Consider the following 19,206-nt stretch of genomic DNA (forward strand, 5'->3'; position numbering starts at 1 on the left):
CATGAAGGCGTTCTTTCATCCCGCGCAGCGCCTGCACGAGCCCCGGCAATTCATGCGCTCCGGCGTGATCAGCGATCCCAAGGACGTGGCCGACCGCGTCGAGCCGTTGCTGGCCGCGCTGGGCCGCCATGGCGTGTCGGCGGCGGAGCCTGCGGACTATGGCGTGGCGCCCGCCCTTTCGGTGCACTCCCTCGCCTATGTGGAATTCCTCCGCTCGGCCTTCGAACGCTGGTCGGCGCTGCCCAACGCCGGTCCCGAGGTGCTGCCCAACGTATTCCCCTACTGGAACGGCGATCCCGCCCGCGCCGGCCGGCCGCCCTGCCCGTCCCCGTCCATCATCGCGCAGGCAGGGTGGTACATGGGCGACCTCGCGGTCCCGATCGGGCCGCATACGTGGCGCTCGGCGCTCGCGTCCACGCACACGGCCGTGGCCGCAGCCGACGCGGCGCTGGACGGGGAGCGCTACGCCTATGCGCTGTGCCGCCCCTCCGGGCACCACAGCCGCGGCGATCGCGCCAGCGGCTTTTGCTACCTCAACAACTCCGCCATTGCGGCGGAGCGCCTGCGCGGCCGCTTCGGCAAGGTCGCGGTGCTGGACGTGGACGCCCATCACGGCGACGGAACGCAGGAGATCTTCTACCGGCGCGAGGACGTGCTCACCGTCTCGGTGCATGTCGACCCGCAGGGCTACTACCCGTTCTTCACCGGCTACCCGCACGAAACCGGACATGGTGTTGGCGAGGGCTTCAATTGCAACCTGCCGCTCGCGGTGGGCTCCGGCGATGCGGCTTTCCTCGCCGCGGTCGACGCCGGGATCGGGGCCGTCAAGGAATTCGGCGCCGAAGCGCTCGTTCTGGCCCTTGGCTATGACGGCCACAAGGACGACCCGATCACCGCGCTGGCGCTGACCACGGACGTCTACCGCGCCGTCGGCGAGCGGGTCGCCCGGCTCGGGCTGCCGACCGTGGTCGTCCAGGAAGGCGGCTACCAGGTCTCGGTGATCGGCGATTGCCTCGACGCGTTTCTGGCTGGCCTCGCGGCCTAGTCACTCATCGCGCGCCACACGCGCTCGGCGGTCGCCGGCATGTCGATGTGCTCGACGCCGAAGGGCCGCAGCGCATCCACGACCGCGTTGATCACGGCCTGCGGCGCCGCGATGGCGCCGGCCTGCCCCGAGCCCTTGGCCCCGATCGGGTTAGCGTCGGTCGGGATCTCGACGAAGCGGATGTCGAGCCAGGGCAGGTCGCCGCCGCGCGGCATGGCGTAGTCCATGAAGGTGGCGCTCAGAATCTGGCCGCCGTCGCTCTCGTAAAGCGCTTCTTCCATCAGGGCTTGGCCGACGCCCTGCGCGACGCCGCCATGGATCTGGCCCTCGGCCAGCAGCGGGTTCAGCAGCGCGCCGTAGTCGTCCACGGCCGTGTAGCGCGCCAGCGTGACCGCGCCGCTGTCACGGTCGACCTCGACCTCGGCGACATGGCAGCCGTTCGGGAAGGTGTAGCGGTCGCACCGGTTGTCGCCGTGCCCTTCCGGGGTCTCGTCCTGTCCCGCTTCGACGAGAGCCCGCGCGATGCCGATAAGATCGACCGTCCCGCTCACGCCTTCCGGCGTCATGGCGGTGAAAGCCCCATCCGAGTAGGCGACCGCCGCCTCGTCCGCCTGCAGCAGGCGCGCCGCGATGGGCAGGGCTCGGCGCAGGAGATCCTCGGCGGCCAGCAACAGCGCCGCCCCGCCCATGTGGAGCGAGCGTGCGCCGCCATGCCCGCCGCCGCGCGGCACGGTTCGGGTGTCGCCCTGCACGAAGCGGAACCGGTCGTGCGGCAGCCCCAGCCTGGCCGCCACGAGCTGGACGAAGCTCGTCTCGTGCCCCTGCCCGTTGGACTGCGTGCCGATCGCAACCTCGATCCCGTCCGGCCGGACGCGCAGCCAGGCTTCCTCGTCCGGTTGCCCGCGGGACGTTTCGAGGAAACAGCCAACGCCGAAGCCCCTGAGCTTGCCGCTAGCTGCCGACTGCGCCTTGCGCGCCTCGAAGCCGGCGCGGTCGGCGGCGAGCAGCGCCCGCTCCAGGTTCTCGGCGAACTCGCCGCAATCGATCGTGAACCCGAGCGCGTTGCGATGCGGAAAGGCGCGGATGAAGTTGCGCCGCCGCAGTTCCGCCGGGTCGACGCCCAGCCGCGCAGCCGCGATGTCGATCAGCCGCTCCAGCAGGTAGTTCGCCTCCGGCTTGCCCGCGCCCCGATAGGCGTCCACCGGCGCCGTGTTGGTGAAGGCGCCGCGCACGTCCATGGTCACTGCGGGAATGTCGTAGAGCCCGCCCATCGCGGGCGTGGGCGCCGTGGTGGCCGCGCCGGGACCGAGCGAGCTCACATAGGCGCCCAGATTGGCGACGGTCTCGACCGAGAGGGCGAGAAAGCGCCCATCAGCGTCCAGCGCCAGCCGGGCGCGGGTGTGGTTGTCGCGCCCATGCGCGCCGCCGGTGAAGTCCTCCGTCCGCTCCGCGACCCAGCGGATCGGGGCGCGCAGCCGCCGCGCGGCCCATAGCAGCAGCGGGTATTCCGGATAGGTGACGTTCTTCATCCCGAACCCGCCGCCCACGTCCGGGCAGACGAGATCCACCCGGTCCGGCGCGACGCCCAGCACGGTCGCGGTTTCCCGGCGGATTTGATGCACCGAAGCGCCGCTGAGTTCGAGGAGGTAGCGGTCGCCCGCCTCGTCCCACCGCGCGATTGCGGCGCGCGGCTCCATGGCGGCGGCGACGACGCGGTTGTTCACGAGGTCGAGCTCGACAACATGCGCGGCGGCGTCGAACTGAAGGCGCGCCGCGGCGAAATCGCCTCTCCGGTAATGAAAGGCGCAATTACCCGGAGCTTCGGCCCACAGCACGGGCGCATCAGGCGAAAGCGCCTCGGTGGGATCGGTGACCGCCGGCAGCGTCTCGTAGTCGACCACGATCCGCTCGAGAGCATCCGTGGCGGCATGGCGCGTGTCCGCCACCACCAGCGCGACCGGGTCGCCGACATGCCGCACCCGCCCTACGCAGAGCGGCGGCCTGGGCGGCACGACGAGCGCGGACGCCTGGTCGAGCGCCAGCGAGCATGGCAAATGGCCGACGCCGTCGCGAGCGAGATCCTCGCCCGTGAAGATACCCCGCACCCCGGCGACCTGCAGCGCGTCCGTGACGTCGATTCCTCGGATCGCCGCATGCGCATGCGGCGAGCGCAGCACGACGGCGACGAGCTGGCCGTCCGCCGGGGCGTCGTCGAGATAGCGCCCCTGCCCTGTCAGGAACCGCTCGTCCTCGACGCGGCGCCGCGAACGCGGATCGCGCTCCGCCGCCGTCAGCACGTCCCTGTCCCTGCCGGTCAATGCGCCGGCTGGCGCTTGGCGCGCGTCACCATCTGGGTCGGGTTCACGAAGCGCAGCGCGATCACGAGCCAGATCAGCGTCGTCACCATGTAGACCACCGCCATGGCGTCGATGGACTGCACGGCGCGCACGCCGGCCGCGAACACCGCGTAGTAGAGCGCCACCACGAGCGTCTGGCTGGTCGGCCCCGCCGTCAGGAAGGTCAGCTCGAACATCGCGATGGTGCGAACCAGCACGAGCAGCAGCGAGGCCAGGATGCCGGGCATCAGCAGCGGCAGCAGCACGTAGATGAACATCTTGAACGTGCCCGCGCCAAACACCCGCGCGGCGGCCTCCACCCGCGGGTCGATCTGCTCGATGAACGGGATCATCACCAGGATCACGAACGGGACCGTGGGGACGAGGTTGGCCAGGATCACGCCCGCCATCGTGCCGCCCACGCCCGACTGGTAGAGCACCGTCGCGAGCGGGATGCCGAACGTCACGGGCGGCACCAGCAGCGGCAGCAGAAACAGCAGCATCAGCACCTTCTTGCCCGGGAAGTCCCGCCGCGCCATCGCGTAGGCGGCGGGCACGCCGAGCAGGCCGGCCAGCAATACGACTGAGCCGACGATCTGGAAGGTCACCAGCAGCACGTCGTGAAGCTGGAACTCCTCCCAGGCCGAGACGTACCAGCGTGTGGTGTAGCCGCTCGGCAGCCAGGAGCGTAGCCAGCGCGTCGCGAAGGAGCTCGTGACGACGGCCGCGATGATGCCGAGCAGGTTGATGATGAAGAAGATCACGGTGGTCCACACCGCGATGATCCAGAGGCGCGACCCGACGGAGCGCAGGCCCGACGGCCCGGTCGTCGCCGCGGGAGCGGAGTCGAGGGAAACGGCGGTCATCGGATCAGCCTTTCGCGCCCGCGGCCGGGCCGCGATAGAACAGGTTGCGGGCCGCCAGCACGGCCACGACGACGACGAGCTGCACCGCGCCCATGATCATCGCGATCGCGGAGGCCATGCTGTAGTCGTACTCCTCGAACGCCGCCTGGTAGGCCGCGATCGAGATCACGCGCGTCGGCCCCGCCGGAGCGCCCAGCAGCACCGCGGACGGAAACACCGAATAGGCCTGCACAAAGGAGAGGCAGAACGTGATCGCCAGCCCGGGCACCAGCAATGGCAGGAAGATGTGCCGGAACCGCTCGGCCGCGCGCGCCCCGAGGGTCGCGGCCGCCTGCTCGAGGCCCGGGTCGATGCCGGTCACGTAGGACAGCGTCAGCAGGAACGTGAACGGGAAGCCGGTGATCAGCAGCGACAGGAACACGCCCCAATAATTGTGGACGAGCTTGATCTGCGACACGTTGAACAGGCCGGTGGACGTGAGCGCCCGCACGAACCAGCCTTGCGGGCCGAAATAATTCAGCATGCCCTCGGCCACCAACACGGTGCCGAGCGTGATCGGCAGAACCAGAATGGTCGTCAGCAGACGCTGGTGCCGCATCAGCCGCACCCGGAAAGCCACCGGCACGGCCAGAAACAGGTTCATCAGCGTCACCGGCACAGCCAGCGCCAGGGTCGTGTAGATCGTGTCGTAGAGGAAGGGGTCGGAGAAGAACTTGCCGTAATTGCCCAGCAGCGATCCGTCCTTGGGCCGGAACGAGAGCCACAGGCCATAGCCGAATGGGTAGACGAACAGGGCGATCAGCACGATCGCGGCGGGCACGACGAGCAGCGTGACGCCGTCGAGGCCCTTGGCCGACAGGCGCGTGCTGAGCGGAATGGCGGGCGTTGCCATGGTCACGCTCCCGGATACACGAGGACGCGATGCGGCTCGGCGCCGAGGCGCACCTGCGCGCCGGGCGCGAGGCGCTGCTCGGAGCGGAAGAAGAGTTCGTCCCCGGTCTTGGAGCGCGCCTGGCCGAAGAAGTCGCGGCCACGATACTCGATGGCCTCGACGACGGTGTCGATGCCGTGGGCGTCGGGCGCGACCGGGACCATGTCGTCCGGCCGGACGGCCGCGATGGCGGTGTCGCCCGTGAGCGCTTCCTGGACGACGCCGTCCAGCGTCGTGCCGGCCACCGTCAGCTGCACCCGGTTGCCGTCCCGCGCCTGCACGCGGCCGGTGATGCGGTTACGGAAGCCCATGAACTCAGCGACGTCGAGATGCGCCGGCCGGGCATAGAGATCCTCCGGCGCGCCGACCTGCCGGATGGCTCCGTCGCGCAGCACGACGATGCGGTCGGCCAGCGACAGCGCCTCGTCCTGGTCATGCGTGACGTAGATCGTGATGCAGCCGAGGCTCTGGTGGATGCGGCGGATCTCCTGGCGCATCTCGAGGCGCAGCTTGGCGTCGAGGTTGGAGAGCGGCTCGTCCATCAGCACCAGCGGCGGGTCGATTGCGATGGCGCGTGCAATGGCGACGCGCTGCTGCTGGCCGCCCGAGAGCTGGCCCGGCAGCTTGTGCGCCTGGGTGTCGAGCCGGACGGTCCGGATCGCCTCTTCCACGCGCGGGGCCGCCTCGGCTTTCGGGATGCCCCGCATCTTCAGGCCGAAGCCGATATTGTTGCGCACCGTCATGTGTGGGAACAGCGCGTAGTTCTGGAAGACCATGCCGAAGCCGCGGTCCTCGGTCGGCAGCGTGTCGATGCGCCTGTCGTCCAGCATGATCTGCCCGCGCGTGGTGGGCAAAAGCCCCGCGATGCAGTTCAGCGCCGTGGACTTGCCGCAGCCGGACGGCCCCAGCAACGCCACGAACTCCCCACGCTTGATCTCGAGCGTCAGGTCACGCAACGCGTTAACGACGCCGAAGTCGCGGCTGACGCCTTCGAGGCGCAAGGATTTGAAGGAGGACAGCAGGGTCATGGGGGTCTCGACTGAGGGCCCTCCGCTAAGCGGCGAGCGAGAGCGCGATGGTCGGTCAGTGGTGGTCGGCATCGGCCGGCGGCCGCCGGCGACCCGGCGCGAACCTGGGCGCCGGCGTCGCTGCCGATGCCCGGGTTGCGGAGGCGAGAACGGAGCCGCGGGCGAACCCGCGGCCCTTGCAGTCTTACTTGGTCTTCTTGGAGCCGATTTCCTCATCCCAACGGCGGAACGCCGCCACCATGGGCTCGGGCTCGAGCGGCAGCTCGAGGGGCACGTCGGCGATCAGCTTCTCGTATTCGGGACGGCCGAATTCCTTGATGGCGGCCTGGCTCTCGGCCGGGGCCATCGAGAGCGGGACATCCTTCACGGCCGGGCCCGGATAGAAGTAGCCCTCGTCGTAGGTGTAGGCCTGCGCTTCCTTGCCGAGCATGAACTTCATGACGTCGAGCAGAACCGCGATCTTGTCGTTGGACAGGCCCTTCGGCACCACCATGTAGTGCGCGTCGATCACCCAGCGGAAGTTCTTCAGCGTCGTGATCTTGGCTTCCTTCGGCACGACGCCGAGGACGCGCGGGTTGATGTCCCAGCCGGTGGTGGACACGATGATGTCGCGGGTGCCTTCGCCCAGCTCCTTCATGGTCGCGCCGGTGCCGGTCGGGTAGTACTCGATGTTCTGGCCGAGTTCCTTCAGATAGGCCCAGGTCTTGTCCCAGCCCTTCATCGGATCCTTGGGGTTGCTGTCGCCAAGGATATAGGGAAGCCCCATCATGAAGGTGCGGCCCGGGCCCGAATTGGCCGGACGGGCGTACAGGAACTTGTTCGGGTTCTGCTTGGTGAAGGCGAGCAGCTCCTCCACTGAGGTCGGGGCAGTCTTCACCTTGTCGGGCATGTATTCGAGCAGCGGCCCGGACGGGTAGTAGGCGCACACCACGCCCTGCCCGCGGGCGAGCGTCTGCATCATGGCCGCGCCCTTGAGGTAGATGTCGTCCAGCTTCGGCAGCGCGGCGGCGTGCTGGCCGAGCAGGTCGAGCCACAGGCCCTGCTGGATGCCGGCAGCGAGCGCGTCGGTGCCGGTCAGCACCATGTCGATGTCGAGGCGGCCGGCGTCCTGCTGGGCCTTGATCTTGCCCGGCAGCTCGGGCGCGGGCGCCTTGGTGAAGGTGAACTTGGAGACGACGTTCGGCTTGGCCTTGCGATAGGCCTCGAAGGCCTTCTGCGTCAGCGCCAGGTTGCCGGCCACGTCGACGATGTTGAGCGTGACGGGATCCTTGGGCATCGCGAGCTGCGCGAAGGCGCGGTTGGTTCCCAGCGTGGCGAGGCCCGCCGCTGCGCCCATCAGTCCACGGCGCGAGAGCTTGAACTCTGTCATTCTTGTCGTCCTCCCATCGGATCGGGCGCGGAGCTTGAAGCCGCCCTCGTCGCCGTTCGGCGTACTTTCGCGAATTCGATCGATTTAACAAGCCTATATTGTGGCCCCACCCGGAGTTGAAGCAAGATTCCCGTAGTTTAGCAGCGTGTCGGGAAGCCGCAGCCACGCGGCGGACGCCACGAGCACAAGACTAAGAGCCTTGGTCCCCTGCTGTCACGCCGCCTTGCGGGTTTCGGCGATGCGGGTGAGGTCCCGCAGGATGCGCGTCGCGCCTTTCAGCCGCTCGTCGAGCTCGTCGAAGTCGCGAATGATCACGATCTTCATGTCCGGCCGCACCTTGGCGAGCGAGCCCTGCTCGCCGATGAAGCGCACGAGCCCTTCCGGGTTGGCGAAGGCGTTGTCGCGGAAGCTCAGGATTAGGCCCTTCGGGCCGGCGTCCACCTTCTCGACATTCGCCCGGCGACACAGCGCCTTGATGGCCACGATGGCGAGCAGCTGCTTCACCTCGTCCGGCAGCGGGCCGAAGCGGTCGATCATCTCGGCGCCGAAACCCTCGATGTCCTGGTCGTTGTCCAGCATCGACAAGCGCTTGTAGAGCCCCAACCGCAGGTGGAGATCCGGCACGTAGTGCTCGGGGATCATCACGGGCGCGCCCATCGTGATGGACGGCGACCACTGGCCCTCGACCGCATCCTCGTCCGAGATGCCGGCCTTGAGCTGCGCGACGGCGTCCTCCAGCATCTGCTGGTAGAGCTCGTAGCCCACTTCCTTGATGTGCCCGGACTGCTCGTCGCCCAGCAGGTTGCCGGCGCCGCGGATGTCGAGGTCGTGACTGGCGAGCTGGAAGCCCGCGCCCAGCGTGTCCAGCGACTGCAGCACCTTGAGCCGCCGCTCCGCCTGAACAGTCATGGTCTTGTTCGCCGGCACGGTGAACAGCGCATAGGCGCGCGTCTTGCCGCGGCCGACGCGGCCGCGCAGCTGATAGAGCTGGCCGAGGCCGAACATGTCGGCCCGGTGCACGATCAGCGTGTTGGCGGCCGGGATGTCGAGCCCGGATTCCACGATCGCGGTGGACAGCAGGATGTCGTATTTGCCCTCGTAAAACGCCGTCATGACGTCCTCGAGCTCGGTGGCGGCGAGCTGGCCATGCGCCACCGCGACCTTCGCCTCCGGCACCTCGGCGGCCAGGAAAGCGCGCGCCTCGGCGATGTCCTCGATGCGGGGGCAAACATAGAAGCTCTGGCCGCCGCGATACCGCTCGCGCAGCAGCGCCTCGCGGACGATCAGCGGGTCGAACGGCGTCACGAAGGTGCGCACCGCCAGCCGGTCCACCGGCGGCGTCGCGATGATCGAGAGCTCGCGCACGCCCGTGAGCGCCAACTGCAGCGTGCGCGGGATCGGCGTGGCCGACAATGTCAGCACGTGCACCTCGGCCCGCAGGTCCTTCAGCCGCTCCTTGTGGCCGACGCCGAAATGCTGCTCCTCGTCGACGATCAGCAGCGCGAGATCCTTGAAGCTGATCGCCTTGCCGAGCAGCGCGTGCGTGCCGACCACGATGTCGATCGTCCCGTCCGCGAGCCCGGCCTTGACGGCCTTCAGCTCGGCGGCGGGCACGAAGCGCGACGCCTGCGCGACCTTGATCGGCAACCCGTGGAAGCGCTCCGAGAACGTCTTGTGGTGCTGGCGCGCCAACAAGGTCGTCGGCACCACCACGGCCACCTGCCGGCCCGACATCGCGGCCGCGAAGGCGGCGCGGAGCGCCACCTCGGTCTTGCCGAAGCCGACGTCGCCGCAAATCAGGCGGTCCATCGGGCGGCCGGAGCTCAAGTCGTCCAGCACCGAGTCGATGGCGTTCTGCTGGTCCTCGGTTTCGTCATAGGGGAAGCGGGCCGCGAATTCGTCATAGACTCCGTCCGGCGGCGCCAGCCGGGGCGCTTCCTTGAGGGCCCGCGCCGCCGCGATCTTGATCAGCGCATGCGCCATCTCGCGGATGCGTTGCTTCAGCTTGGCCTTGCGTGCCTGCCAGTTGCCGCCGCCGAGACGATCCAGCGCGACCTCGGTGTCTTCCGAGCCATAGCGCGACAGCAGCTCGATGTTTTCCACCGGCAGAAACAGCTTGGTGTCGCCCGCGTAGTGGATCTCCAGGCAATCATGCGGCGCGCCGGCGGCGTCGATCGACTTCAGGCCAACGAAGCGGCCGATGCCGTGGTCGACATGCACGACCAGGTCGCCCTGGGTCAGGCTCGCGACCTCGGCCAGCATGTCCTGCGGCCGCTTCGAGCGGCGCGCCTTGCGGACGAGGCGGTCGCCCAAAATGTCCTGCTCGGCCACCACCGCAAGGTCGCCGGCCTCGAAGCCCGCCTCCATCCCCCACACGGCGAGGCTCGGCACGTTGCGCGGATGCGCCATGGCGTGCGCCAGCACCTGCACGGAGACTGCGCCCTTGAGGCCGTGGTCGCCCAGCACATGCGCCAGCCGCTCGCGCGAACCGTCGGACCACGCCGACAGGATCACCCGTTTGCCGTCGCCCTGCAGCGCCCGGATATGCGCCACCGCGGCGTCGAATACGTTGGAGGCGCCGCTCTCGCCCTCCTGCGCGCGCTCGGCCGAGAACGAGCGTCCCTGGCGGGCGCCGAGGTCCACCACCGCCCTGCCCGCGCCTTCCGGCTGCGCGAACGGCGTCAGGCGCGCCACCGGCGCGGCTGCGATGCGCTCGGCCCACTCCTCGGGCGTGAGGTAAAGCATCTCGGGCGGCAGCGGCTTGTAGGGCGCGCCTGGAGCGCCGCCCTTGTCCATCACGGTTTTGCGGGCGTCGTAGTAGTCCTGGATCTGCGACAGCCGCTCACCGATGGCGTCGTCCACATTGTGGTCCAGCACCAGTGGCGAGCCGGCAAAATAGTCGAACAGGGTGTCCAGCCGCTCGTGGAACAGCGGCAGCCAGTGTTCGAGCCCGGGATGCCGGCGGCCTTCGCTCACCGCCTCGTAGAGCATGTCGTCGCGCGTCGCCGTGCCGAAGCGCGCCAGGTAGCCCTGGCGAAACCGCTTGATGTTCTCGGTGGTGAGCTGCACCTCGCTCATCGGCACGAGATCGAGCGAGCGCAGCTGCCCGGTGGTGCGCTGCGTCTCTGGATCGAACGCGCGGATGGACTCCAGCGTGTCGCCGAAGAAGTCGAGGCGCACCGGCGCGGGCAGGCCCGGCGCGTAGAGGTCCACGATGCCGCCGCGCACTGCGTATTCGCCGGTCTCCCGCACCGTGGAGGTGCGCAGGAAGCCGTTGGTCTCCAGCCATCCTGCCAGAGCCGTGGTGTCCACCATGTTGCCCGGCGCGGCAGAGAAGCTCTCGGTCGCGACCTTCCGCCGCTCGGCCGCGCGCTGCAGGATCGAGTTCACCGTGGTGGTGAGGATGCGCGGCTTGGCCTCGCCCGAGCGCGAGCGCGCCAGCCGGGCCAGCACGGTCATGCGCTTGGCGGCCACCGCGGCGTTGGGCGACACGCGGTCATAAGGTTGGCAGTCCCACGCCGGCAGCGACAGGATTTCGAGCTCCGGCGCCACAAAGGCGAGCCCCGCCTCCACCATGGCCTGGCGTTGGCCGTCGCGCGCCACGAACACCAGCACGGCCGGCCGTTCCGGGCCCGTGCGCGCCAGCGTGCGCGCCAGGTCCGCCACCACGATCGCGTCGAACCCGTCCGGCACGGAGGACAGGATCACGCTCTGGCCGGAGCCGATCAGGTCGGCGATCCGGTCGTTGGGGCGCTGGGGCTTGGCCATGGTCATCCGAATGCAAAACGTCCCGGGCCCCGTTTCGGGTCCAGGCTCAAGGATCAGGATGGCTGGCTAGCGCATCCGTTCAGGCGAGGCAAATAGGGCGGCGCGGATGCGATCGCCAGCCGCTGCGAGAACTCTCGACGAGGTGCGGCGCCAAAACACGGGATAAGCGTTAGTGTTCGGCGCCGGAACTGGCCGGAGCCGTCGTAACGCACTGGATCGTCTTAAAACAGGCAGCTGGACCTTGAGCATCGAAGAATTAGCGGCGCCCGACTATTCGTTTCTGTTTACGGACAGTGAGACCGGACGAATGATCTCCGACCACGGATGGTCGGGAACGCCGCTCGGACCGCTTCGACAGTGGCCGCAGAGCCTGCGCACGGCGGTTGGAATCGTGCTCCGCTCCCCTGTGCCGATGGTGCTGCTGTGGGGTCCGGAAGGCGTCATGCTCTACAACGACGCGTACTCGCTGTTTGCCGGCAAACGACACCCGCGGCTGCTCGGCTCCAACGTGCGCGAGGGTTGGCCCGAGGTCGCCGACTTCAATGACAACGTCATGCGGGTTGGCATGGCGGGCGGTACGCTGGCCTACCGCGACCAGGAGCTCACCCTTTACCGTAAGGGCGGGCCCGAACAGGTCTGGATGAACCTGGACTACTCGCCCGTTCCGGACGAAACCGGCAGCCCGGGCGGCGTTCTGGCCGTAGTGGTCGAGACAACCGAGCGCGTGCTGGCGGAGCGGCGCCTCGCCAGCGAGGGGGAGCGCCTGAAAACGCTGTTCGCCCAAGCGCCTGGCTTCATCCATGTGCTGCAAGGTCCGGATCACGTCTTCGACTTCGTCAACGACGCTTTCTTCCTGCTCATCGGCGGCCAGCGTGACGTCATCGGCAAGCCCTTGCGCGAGGCGTTCCCTGAACTCATCGGCCAGGGTTTCTTCGAGATCCTCGACCGGGTCTACGCGAGCGGTGAGCCCTTTGTCGGGCGGACGATGCCGGTTTCGGTCAGGAGCGCGTCGACCGGCCTAACGGACGAGCGGTTCGTGGATATCGTCTATCAGCCCATCCGCGATGATCGCGGCCGGGTCACCGGCATCTTCGGGCAGGGTACGGACGTCACCAGCCTCGTCAGGGCCGAACATGCCGTCCAGGGGCGCGAGAAGGAGTTCCAGCTCCTGGCGGACGCGCTGCCGGTCCTCGTGTCCTACATGGATCGCGCTCCCGAGCTGCGCTACCGCTTCGTGAATCGGATCTACGAGGACTGGTTCCCGCACCGCCGCGACGACATCGAGGGCCGCCTCGTCCGCGAGGTGATCGGCGAAAGCGCCTACGCCAAGGTGAAGCCCTGGATCGAGCGCGCCCTGTCGGGAGAGACGGTCAGCTTCGAACAGGAGATGGACTACAAAACCGGCGGCAGCCATTACGTTCAGGTCGAGTATGTGCCTCGCGTCGACCAGTCGGGGCGCGTGGAGGGCCTGTATGCGCTCGTCAAGGACATCACCGAGCAGAAGGACGCGGAAGCCGCCCTGCGCGAAAACGAAGCTCGGCTCCTGTTTCTCGACACCCTGGGCAAGCAGACGGCCAAAAGCGCCGACGCAGACGTCGTTCTGGGCATCACGACACGGATGCTGGGAGAGCACCTCGGCGTCTCGGTCTGCGCATATGCGGACATGGAGCCCGACCAGGACCATTTCACCATCCGCGGCGACTGGAGCGCCCCCGGGTCGCCGAGCATCGTCGGATATTACAGCCTCGCGGCGTTCGGCAAGCTCGCGGTTGAAAACCTGCACGCCGGAAAGCCGTTGGTTCTCAACGACATCGCCAGCGAACTTCCGCCCGAGGAAGCCGCCACCTATCTGCAGATCGGGCTGGCCGCCACCATCTGCATGCCGCTCGTCAAGGAAGGCCGCCTCACCGCGCTGATGGCGATCCACGACAAGGTGCCGCGGTTGTGGGAGGCCAACGACCTCGCCTTGCTGGCCGAAGTCACCGAAAGGTCCTGGGCGCACATCGAGCGCGTCAGGTCCGACATGTCCGCCAGGCTCAGCGAACGCCGGTTTCGTGAGGAGCTGGAGGCCAAGGTCGCCGAGCGAACCGCGGCCTTGCAGCAAAGCGAGCGGAATATCCGCACCGTGCTGGAAACGTCGCACCTGTATCTCGGCCTGCTGTCGCCGGACGGGGTGGTCCAGTATGTGAATTCGACTTCGCTCGCCGGCATCGGCGCGAAACTGAGCGACGTGGCGGGCGCGCCCTACTGGGAAACGCCGTGGTTCACGGGCACGCCCGGCGCGCCCGAGCTCGTGCGCGAGACCGTGAAACGCGTCGCCCGGGGCTCGGCCGAAAGCGCCGACCTTGTGTTAAACCTGCCCGCGGGACCGCGCTCGTTCGAGTTCACGATGCGGCCCGTGATGAGCCGCACCGGAGAGGTCATCGCGCTCGTTCCCGAGGCGGTGGACACAACAGCGCGGGTCCATGCCGAAAAGGCGTTGCAGCACGCCCAGAAAATGGAGGCGATCGGCAACCTCACGGGCGGGGTGGCGCATGATTTCAACAATCTGCTCATGGCGGTCTATGGCAGCCTCGAACTGCTCCGCAAGCGCATGCCCAAGGAGCCGCAATTGCTGCGGCTGCTCGACAACGCGCTCGAGGCCGCCCGCCGCGGCGGATCGTTGACGAAGCACATGCTGGCCTTCGCGCGGCGGCAGGACCTGCAGTCCGAACAGGTCGATCCCGAGCAGTTCGTGGGCGGCATGATGGATCTGCTCCAGCATTCGCTGGGGCCGATGGTCGCCATCGAGACCCGCTTCGATCGGCCGTTGCCCGCCATCGTGACCGACCCCAACCAGCTCGCGTCAGCGCTGCTGAACCTCGCCGTCAACGCCCGCGACGCCATGAACGGACAAGGCCGGATCACCATCGCGGGGCGCGAGGAGATGGCCGCCATCGGCGACGGCTCCCGGTTGCGGCCCGGCCGCTACGTTCGCATCAGCGTTTCCGACAGCGGCGAAGGCATGGACGAGGCGACGCTGAAGCGTGCGACCGAGCCGTTCTTCACCACCAAGGGGGTCGGCAAAGGCACCGGGCTCGGCCTCTCGATGGTGCATGGTTTCGCCGAGCAATCCGGCGGCACGCTGCTGCTGCGCAGCGAGCCCGGCGCCGGAGCCACCGCGGAGATCTGGCTGCCCGCCTTCGCGGACGGCGAAGCCGCTGCGCTTGGCGCGAAAACGCTGGACCGCGCCGGCGCGTCGCCGCCGTCGCCAAGCCAGGACCGGCTCACCATTCTGGCGGTCGACGACGATCCTCTGGTGCTGATGAACACGGTCGAGATGCTGGAAGACCTCGGGCACGAGGTCAGGTCGGCCAAATCCGCTCGCGAAGCCTTGGAGATCATGGAAGGCTCGGATTTCGACCTCCTGATCACCGACCACGCCATGCCACAGATGACCGGGGCGCAGCTCGTCGGGGCCGTGCGGGAGCGGCGCCCCGACCTGCCCGTGATCCTGGCGACCGGCTACGCCGAGCTGCCGCCCGACGTTGACCCCACGATGCTTCGCCTGGCGAAACCGTTCCTGCAGTCCGAGCTGGCCGACGCCGCCGCGCGCGCCATGGCCGGACGCGCGCGCTTGCACGCCTGATCGGCGCACAAAGCTCAGACGTCGATGCCGGCCCGCTTGGCGGCTGCCCGGATGTGGGACGTCATGGCGGCGGCGGCCTCTTCGCCGCGACCGTGGCGCAGCAGTTCCAGAATGGCGCGGTGCTCCGCCACCGTGTCCTCGAGCCCGGTCCCGGCCGTCATCGGCAGGCTCTGGCTCGCCACCATCACCTCTCGCACGCTGCGATACATCGAGGCGATCAGTGGGTTTCCGGACAGCTCCAGCATGGTGTCATGGAACGCCGCGTCGGCCGCCGCCATGCCGTCGATGTCGCCGGCCCCGCACGCCTGCGCAAGCGTGTCGACGGTTGCGGCCAATCGCCGGAGGCCCTGCTCGTCAACCCGGGCGGCCGCAAGCGAAGCCGCCTGGGCCTCCAGCGCCAGCCTCGCCTCATAGGCGTCGCGCGCCGAGGCGCGATGCGAGTAGGGCCAGAGCGTCCGCCGCTCCCCCTCGGTCGACACGAACACGCCACGCCCGGGCTGCACCTGGATCAGGCCCTGCGCCTCCAGCACCGAGAAGGCCTCGCGCAGGGACGCACGGCTCACGCCGAAATGCTCCGACAGATCGCGTTGCGACGGCAGCTGGGCTCCCGGCCCGAGCTCTCCGTCGAGAATCGACCGCTGCAACGTCGCCGCGATGGAGCGCGGCACGGGCTCCCGCGAAGGCGCGGTCGCGGTCCAGGACGCCGGAAACGAAGCGCCGGCCTCCCCGTCCTGCCTCGTTGTCGTATCGGCGTCGCTCATGCGTGGACCTGCTGCCCAAAACTGCGCCCGACGACGCACCATCTATGGGCTTGACGGTGCAGTTCAACGCCGACATCGTCAAGCGGTCTGGCCGGTCTGACCAGTTCCGGCGAGCGATCCACACTGGAGGGAGAATTCGGATGCGCAACATTTTGCGGGGCGCCTTGACGGTGGCGGCGCTCGCCCTGGGGCTGGGCGGAGCCCAGGCTCAGAGCATCAAGGTCGGAGCCAATATCGGCAACGTGCCCTGGGAGTTCCAGGACGCCAAGGGCGAGATCGTCGGCTTCGAGATCGACCTCATGAAGGAGGTCGGCAAGCGGATCGGCCAGAAGGTCGAGTTCGTGAACATCCCCTTTAACGGCCTGTTCGCGGCCGTGCAGTCGGGCCAGATCGACGCCGCCGTGTCGTCCATCACCATCACCAAGAAGCGCCTTGAGAGCGTCTCCTTCGCGCAGCCCTACTATGACAGCGACCAGTCCCTCACGGTCGTGAAGGCGAGCGGCGCCAAGACCCTCGCCGACATGGCCGGCAAGACGATCGGCGTCGACACCGGCTCCACGGGCGACATGTGGGCGACCGAGAACATGGCCAAGTCCAAGTTCAAGGACATCCGCCGCTATGAGGGCCTGAACCCGGCCATGCTCGACCTCGCGGCCGGCCGCATCGACGGCTACATCTCGGACATCCCGGCGCTGCTCTACTACGTCAAGGACAAGCCGCAGTTCGCCGTGATCGAGCGCATCAAGACCACCGAGCAATACTCGGTGATGACCGCCAAGAACTCCCCCATTCTCGCCAAGGTGAATGACGCGATCACGGCGATGAAGAAGGACGGCGCCATGGCTGCCATCCACAAGACCTGGTTCGGCACCGACCCGGACGCCGGCATGGCGACCGCCACCGTGCTGGATCTGCCGAAGCTCTGATCCTGCGCCTCGCCGCCGCGTCCTCGCACGCGGCGGCTTCCTTCCGCGTGGTCCGCCTCCCTGGCGAACGCGCTGCGCCCCGGGCCCCATGTCGATTTTCGAGACGTTCCTCAACTACAAGGTCTTCGTCGCAACCTTGCCGCTGATCCTCAGCGGTTTGTCGACGACCCTTCTGCTGGGCGTGACCAGCATCGTGATCGGCCTCGCGCTGGGGCTCGTGCTCGCCCTGGCGCGGCTCTACGCCGCGCGGCCGTGGCGCTGGCTGGCGATCGCCTATATCGACCTCTTCCGCGCCATCCCGATCCTGGTTCTGCTGATCGTCGTCTACTACGCCCTGCCCTTCGCGGGCCTGCGGCTGCCGGCCTTCGGCGCCGCCGTGACGGCGATCTCCATGGTGGCGGCCGCCTACAGCGCCGAGATTTTCCGCGCCGGGATCGAGGCCGTTCCGATCGGCCAGTTCGAGGCTGCCCGCGCGCTCGGGCTGCGGCCCTGGCTGGTGATGTCCAAGGTGGTGCTGCCGCAGGCGGTCAGCATCGTGGTGCCGCCGATGACGTCCAACGCCATCAACGTCATGAAGGACACCGCGCTGGCCTCCGTGGTGGCGATGCCGGACCTCTTGAAACAGGCCACGCAGGCGCAGGCGCTTGCCGCCAACCCGACCCCGCTGATCGCGGCGGCGGGCGTCTACATCATCATCCTGCTGCCGCTGGTGCGGCTCGTCGCCCACATGGAGAAGACATGGACGCCGGCCCGACGCTGACGCTCACGGCCGAGCCCCTGGACGGGGCGGCCTTCGAAGCCTTCGGCCGCGTGATCGACCGGCAGCCCGGAAAGCCCGTGAACGAAGGCCGAGGCGTGCGCATCGAGATGGGCGCCACGCTCGACCACGACACCGCCGCGGCCGGCCAGAGCGTCGCGCTGTATCGGCTGGATGCGTCGTCCTGGCCGGTGCCGGTCGCGATGTTCGAGCGCCACCCGCGCAGCGAGCAGCTCTTCGCGCCGATCGACGGCGGCTCCTATCTCGTCATCGTGACGCCCGATGGCCCCGACGGCGGCCCCGACGCCGCGCAGGCCCGCGCCTTTCTGGGACGGCCCGACCAGCACGTGGTCTATGGCAAGGGCGTCTGGCATTTTCCCATGGTCGCTCTCGTGGAGCGCGGCTCCTTCCTGATGGCCATGTGGGAATCCGGCGGCGACGACGACTGCCAGAGCTGCACGATCCCGACCCCCTTCCACGTCATCCTTCCCCCGTCCTGACCCCGTTGCGAGCCGCCATGACCGCCAACCTCGATCTCGATCTCGTCCGCTCCCATTTCCCGGCTCTCGCGCTGGACGACTGGGCCTATCTCGACAACGCGGGCGGATCGCAGGTGTTGGGCGTCGTCGCCCGCCGGGTGGCCGACTACATGCTCACGACCAGCGTCCAGACTGGTGCGAGCTACCCGGCCTCGGTGCGCGCCTCCGAGCGCCTGGCGGAAGCACGCCGGCGCATCGCGACCCTGATCGGCGCGCCCCGACCCGAGGAGGTGGTGCTCGGCCCCTCCACCACCGTCCTGATGCGCTTCCTGGCCACCGCGATGGCGAGCCAGTTCAGCCCGGGCGACGAGATCGTGGTCACCGATTTCGACCATGAATCCAACATCGGACCCTGGCTGATGCTGGGCGACCAGGGCGTCGTGATCCGCACCTGGCACGCGAACGCCGAGACCGGCGAGATCGACCTCGCGGACCTCGACGCGCTGCTGAACCCGAAGACGCGGCTCGTTTGCGTGACGCACGCGTCCAACATCCTGGGCGCGATCAACCCCATCGCGGCCATCGCCGAAAAGGTCCACGCCGCAGGCGCGAGGCTCTGCGTCGACGCCGTCGCGTATGCGCCGCACCGGGCCGTGGACGTCGCGGCGCTGGGCGCGGACTACTACGTCTTCTCGTTCTACAAGGTCTACGGCCCGCACTTCGCGGTGCTGTGGGGGCGCCACGAGCATCTGCTCGAGCTCGACGGCCTCTACCACTACTTCTACGGCAAGGCCGTCGTGCCCGGGAAACTGGAGCCGGGCAACACCAACTACGAACTCGCCTGGGGCAGCGCCGGCATCGTCGACTACCTCGAGGAAATCGGCGGCGCGCCGGGCCGCGCCGGCGTAGTGGCGGCCTTCGACCAGATCGCCGCCCATGAGGAGAAGCTCTCGGCCCGCGTGCTCGACTGGCTGAACGCCCGCAACGACATCCGCATCGTTGGACCGCGCACGGCCGATCGCGCCATCCGCGTGCCCACCATCGCATTCAAGGTGGACGGGCGCCGCGCCGACGACGTCGTGCGCGCCGTGGAGGCCGACCATATCGGCATCCGCTTCGGCGACTTCCACTCCCGCCGGCTGATCGAGCGCTTGAACCTCCAGGACGACGGCGGCGTCGTGCGGGTCTCCATGGTGCACTACAACACACTCGAGGAGGCCGATCGGCTTCTCGCCGCCCTCGACAAAGCGCTGTGAGCCGGCCGCGATAGCGGAAAGGTGATGCGGGGCTGCGTCATCATGCGCCGGAACGG

General features: G+C 68.5%; 13 protein-coding genes. 6 read left to right on the plus strand and 7 right to left on the minus strand.

The genetic code is table 11. The annotated features are described in order from the left end of the window. Position 1 precedes the first annotated feature (1 nt). Entirely contained in the window at positions 2-1,045 is a 1,044-nt protein-coding gene (locus AC1DSZ_RS01900) for a histone deacetylase family protein (RefSeq protein WP_476836701.1), read from the plus strand. Here the strand turns inward: AC1DSZ_RS01900 and AC1DSZ_RS01905 are convergent. The 6 genes from AC1DSZ_RS01905 to mfd all read right to left on the minus strand — a co-directional run bounded on the left by AC1DSZ_RS01905 (position 1,042) and on the right by mfd (position 11,343). Continuing rightward, positions 1,042-3,342: a xanthine dehydrogenase family protein molybdopterin-binding subunit gene (locus AC1DSZ_RS01905; protein ID WP_476836702.1), complete on the minus strand. Its 2,301-nt coding sequence runs from the start codon at positions 3,340-3,342 to the stop codon at positions 1,042-1,044. The two genes, AC1DSZ_RS01900 and AC1DSZ_RS01905, sit on opposite strands and share 4 nt — an antisense overlap. 17 nt (positions 3,343-3,359) lie before the next feature. Next, positions 3,360-4,247 carry an ABC transporter permease gene (locus tag AC1DSZ_RS01910; RefSeq protein WP_476836703.1) on the minus strand — a complete coding sequence of 296 codons (888 nt, stop codon included), beginning with the start codon at positions 4,245-4,247 and terminating at the stop codon, positions 3,360-3,362. Positions 4,248-4,251: 4 nt separating this feature from the next. Then, positions 4,252-5,139 (minus strand): ABC transporter permease, encoded by an 888-nt coding sequence (locus tag AC1DSZ_RS01915; RefSeq protein WP_476836704.1) that lies wholly within the window; start codon positions 5,137-5,139, stop codon positions 4,252-4,254. Positions 5,140-5,141: 2 nt separating this feature from the next. After that, on the minus strand, positions 5,142-6,206 hold the full coding sequence (locus AC1DSZ_RS01920) for an ABC transporter ATP-binding protein (RefSeq protein ID WP_476836705.1): 1,065 nt from the start codon (positions 6,204-6,206) through the stop codon (positions 5,142-5,144). Between the two features lie 184 nt (positions 6,207-6,390). Beyond that, a complete protein-coding gene (locus AC1DSZ_RS01925; protein WP_476836706.1) occupies positions 6,391-7,575 on the minus strand; it encodes an ABC transporter substrate-binding protein in 1,185 nt (394 codons plus the stop codon). A 213-nt stretch (positions 7,576-7,788) separates the two neighbouring features. Next, the gene (gene mfd, locus AC1DSZ_RS01930; RefSeq protein WP_476836707.1) at positions 7,789-11,343 is read right to left on the minus strand and encodes a transcription-repair coupling factor; all 3,555 of its coding nucleotides are present in this window, start codon (positions 11,341-11,343) and stop codon (positions 7,789-7,791) included. Positions 11,344-11,734: 391 nt separating this feature from the next. Between mfd and AC1DSZ_RS01935 the strand changes: the two genes are divergently transcribed. Continuing rightward, a complete protein-coding gene (locus AC1DSZ_RS01935) occupies positions 11,735-14,971 on the plus strand; it encodes a PAS domain-containing protein (RefSeq protein ID WP_476836708.1) in 3,237 nt (1,078 codons plus the stop codon). Positions 14,972-14,985: 14 nt separating this feature from the next. Here the strand turns inward: AC1DSZ_RS01935 and AC1DSZ_RS01940 are convergent, their stop codons facing one another. Next, a complete protein-coding gene (locus AC1DSZ_RS01940) occupies positions 14,986-15,732 on the minus strand; it encodes a FadR/GntR family transcriptional regulator (RefSeq protein ID WP_476836709.1) in 747 nt (248 codons plus the stop codon). 140 nt (positions 15,733-15,872) lie between these two features. Between AC1DSZ_RS01940 and AC1DSZ_RS01945 the strand changes: the two genes are divergently transcribed. From AC1DSZ_RS01945 to AC1DSZ_RS01960, 4 genes are all read left to right on the plus strand, one after another. Further along, entirely contained in the window at positions 15,873-16,658 is a 786-nt protein-coding gene (locus tag AC1DSZ_RS01945; protein ID WP_188518059.1) for a transporter substrate-binding domain-containing protein, read from the plus strand. 88 nt (positions 16,659-16,746) lie between these two features. Beyond that, positions 16,747-17,418: an amino acid ABC transporter permease gene (locus AC1DSZ_RS01950; RefSeq protein ID WP_476836710.1), complete on the plus strand. Its 672-nt coding sequence runs from the start codon at positions 16,747-16,749 to the stop codon at positions 17,416-17,418. Beyond that, positions 17,397-17,915 (plus strand): ureidoglycolate lyase, encoded by a 519-nt coding sequence (locus AC1DSZ_RS01955; RefSeq protein ID WP_476836711.1) that lies wholly within the window; start codon positions 17,397-17,399, stop codon positions 17,913-17,915. The genes AC1DSZ_RS01950 and AC1DSZ_RS01955 overlap by 22 nt, the downstream gene beginning before the upstream one ends. Before the next feature lie 17 nt (positions 17,916-17,932). Next, positions 17,933-19,150 carry a cysteine desulfurase-like protein gene (locus AC1DSZ_RS01960; RefSeq protein ID WP_476836712.1) on the plus strand — a complete coding sequence of 406 codons (1,218 nt, stop codon included), beginning with the start codon at positions 17,933-17,935 and terminating at the stop codon, positions 19,148-19,150. The last annotated feature ends 56 nt before the right edge of the window (positions 19,151-19,206 follow it).

This window comes from Alsobacter sp. P4_H11 (genome assembly GCF_056400925.1).

Coding starts and splice junctions, on each gene's coding strand:
- AC1DSZ_RS01925 (WP_476836706.1), bottom strand. CDS start 7,575: ATGACAGAGTTCAAGCTCTCGCGCCGTGGACTGATGGGCGCAGCGGCG.
- AC1DSZ_RS01910 (WP_476836703.1), bottom strand. CDS start 4,247: ATGACCGCCGTTTCCCTCGACTCCGCTCCCGCGGCGACGACCGGGCCG.
- mfd (WP_476836707.1), bottom strand. CDS start 11,343: ATGGCCAAGCCCCAGCGCCCCAACGACCGGATCGCCGACCTGATCGGC.
- AC1DSZ_RS01915 (WP_476836704.1), bottom strand. CDS start 5,139: ATGGCAACGCCCGCCATTCCGCTCAGCACGCGCCTGTCGGCCAAGGGC.
- AC1DSZ_RS01950 (WP_476836710.1), top strand. CDS start 16,747: ATGTCGATTTTCGAGACGTTCCTCAACTACAAGGTCTTCGTCGCAACC.
- AC1DSZ_RS01945 (WP_188518059.1), top strand. CDS start 15,873: ATGCGCAACATTTTGCGGGGCGCCTTGACGGTGGCGGCGCTCGCCCTG.
- AC1DSZ_RS01955 (WP_476836711.1), top strand. CDS start 17,397: ATGGACGCCGGCCCGACGCTGACGCTCACGGCCGAGCCCCTGGACGGG.
- AC1DSZ_RS01960 (WP_476836712.1), top strand. CDS start 17,933: ATGACCGCCAACCTCGATCTCGATCTCGTCCGCTCCCATTTCCCGGCT.
- AC1DSZ_RS01900 (WP_476836701.1), top strand. CDS start 2: ATGAAGGCGTTCTTTCATCCCGCGCAGCGCCTGCACGAGCCCCGGCAA.
- AC1DSZ_RS01920 (WP_476836705.1), bottom strand. CDS start 6,206: ATGACCCTGCTGTCCTCCTTCAAATCCTTGCGCCTCGAAGGCGTCAGC.
- AC1DSZ_RS01940 (WP_476836709.1), bottom strand. CDS start 15,732: ATGAGCGACGCCGATACGACAACGAGGCAGGACGGGGAGGCCGGCGCT.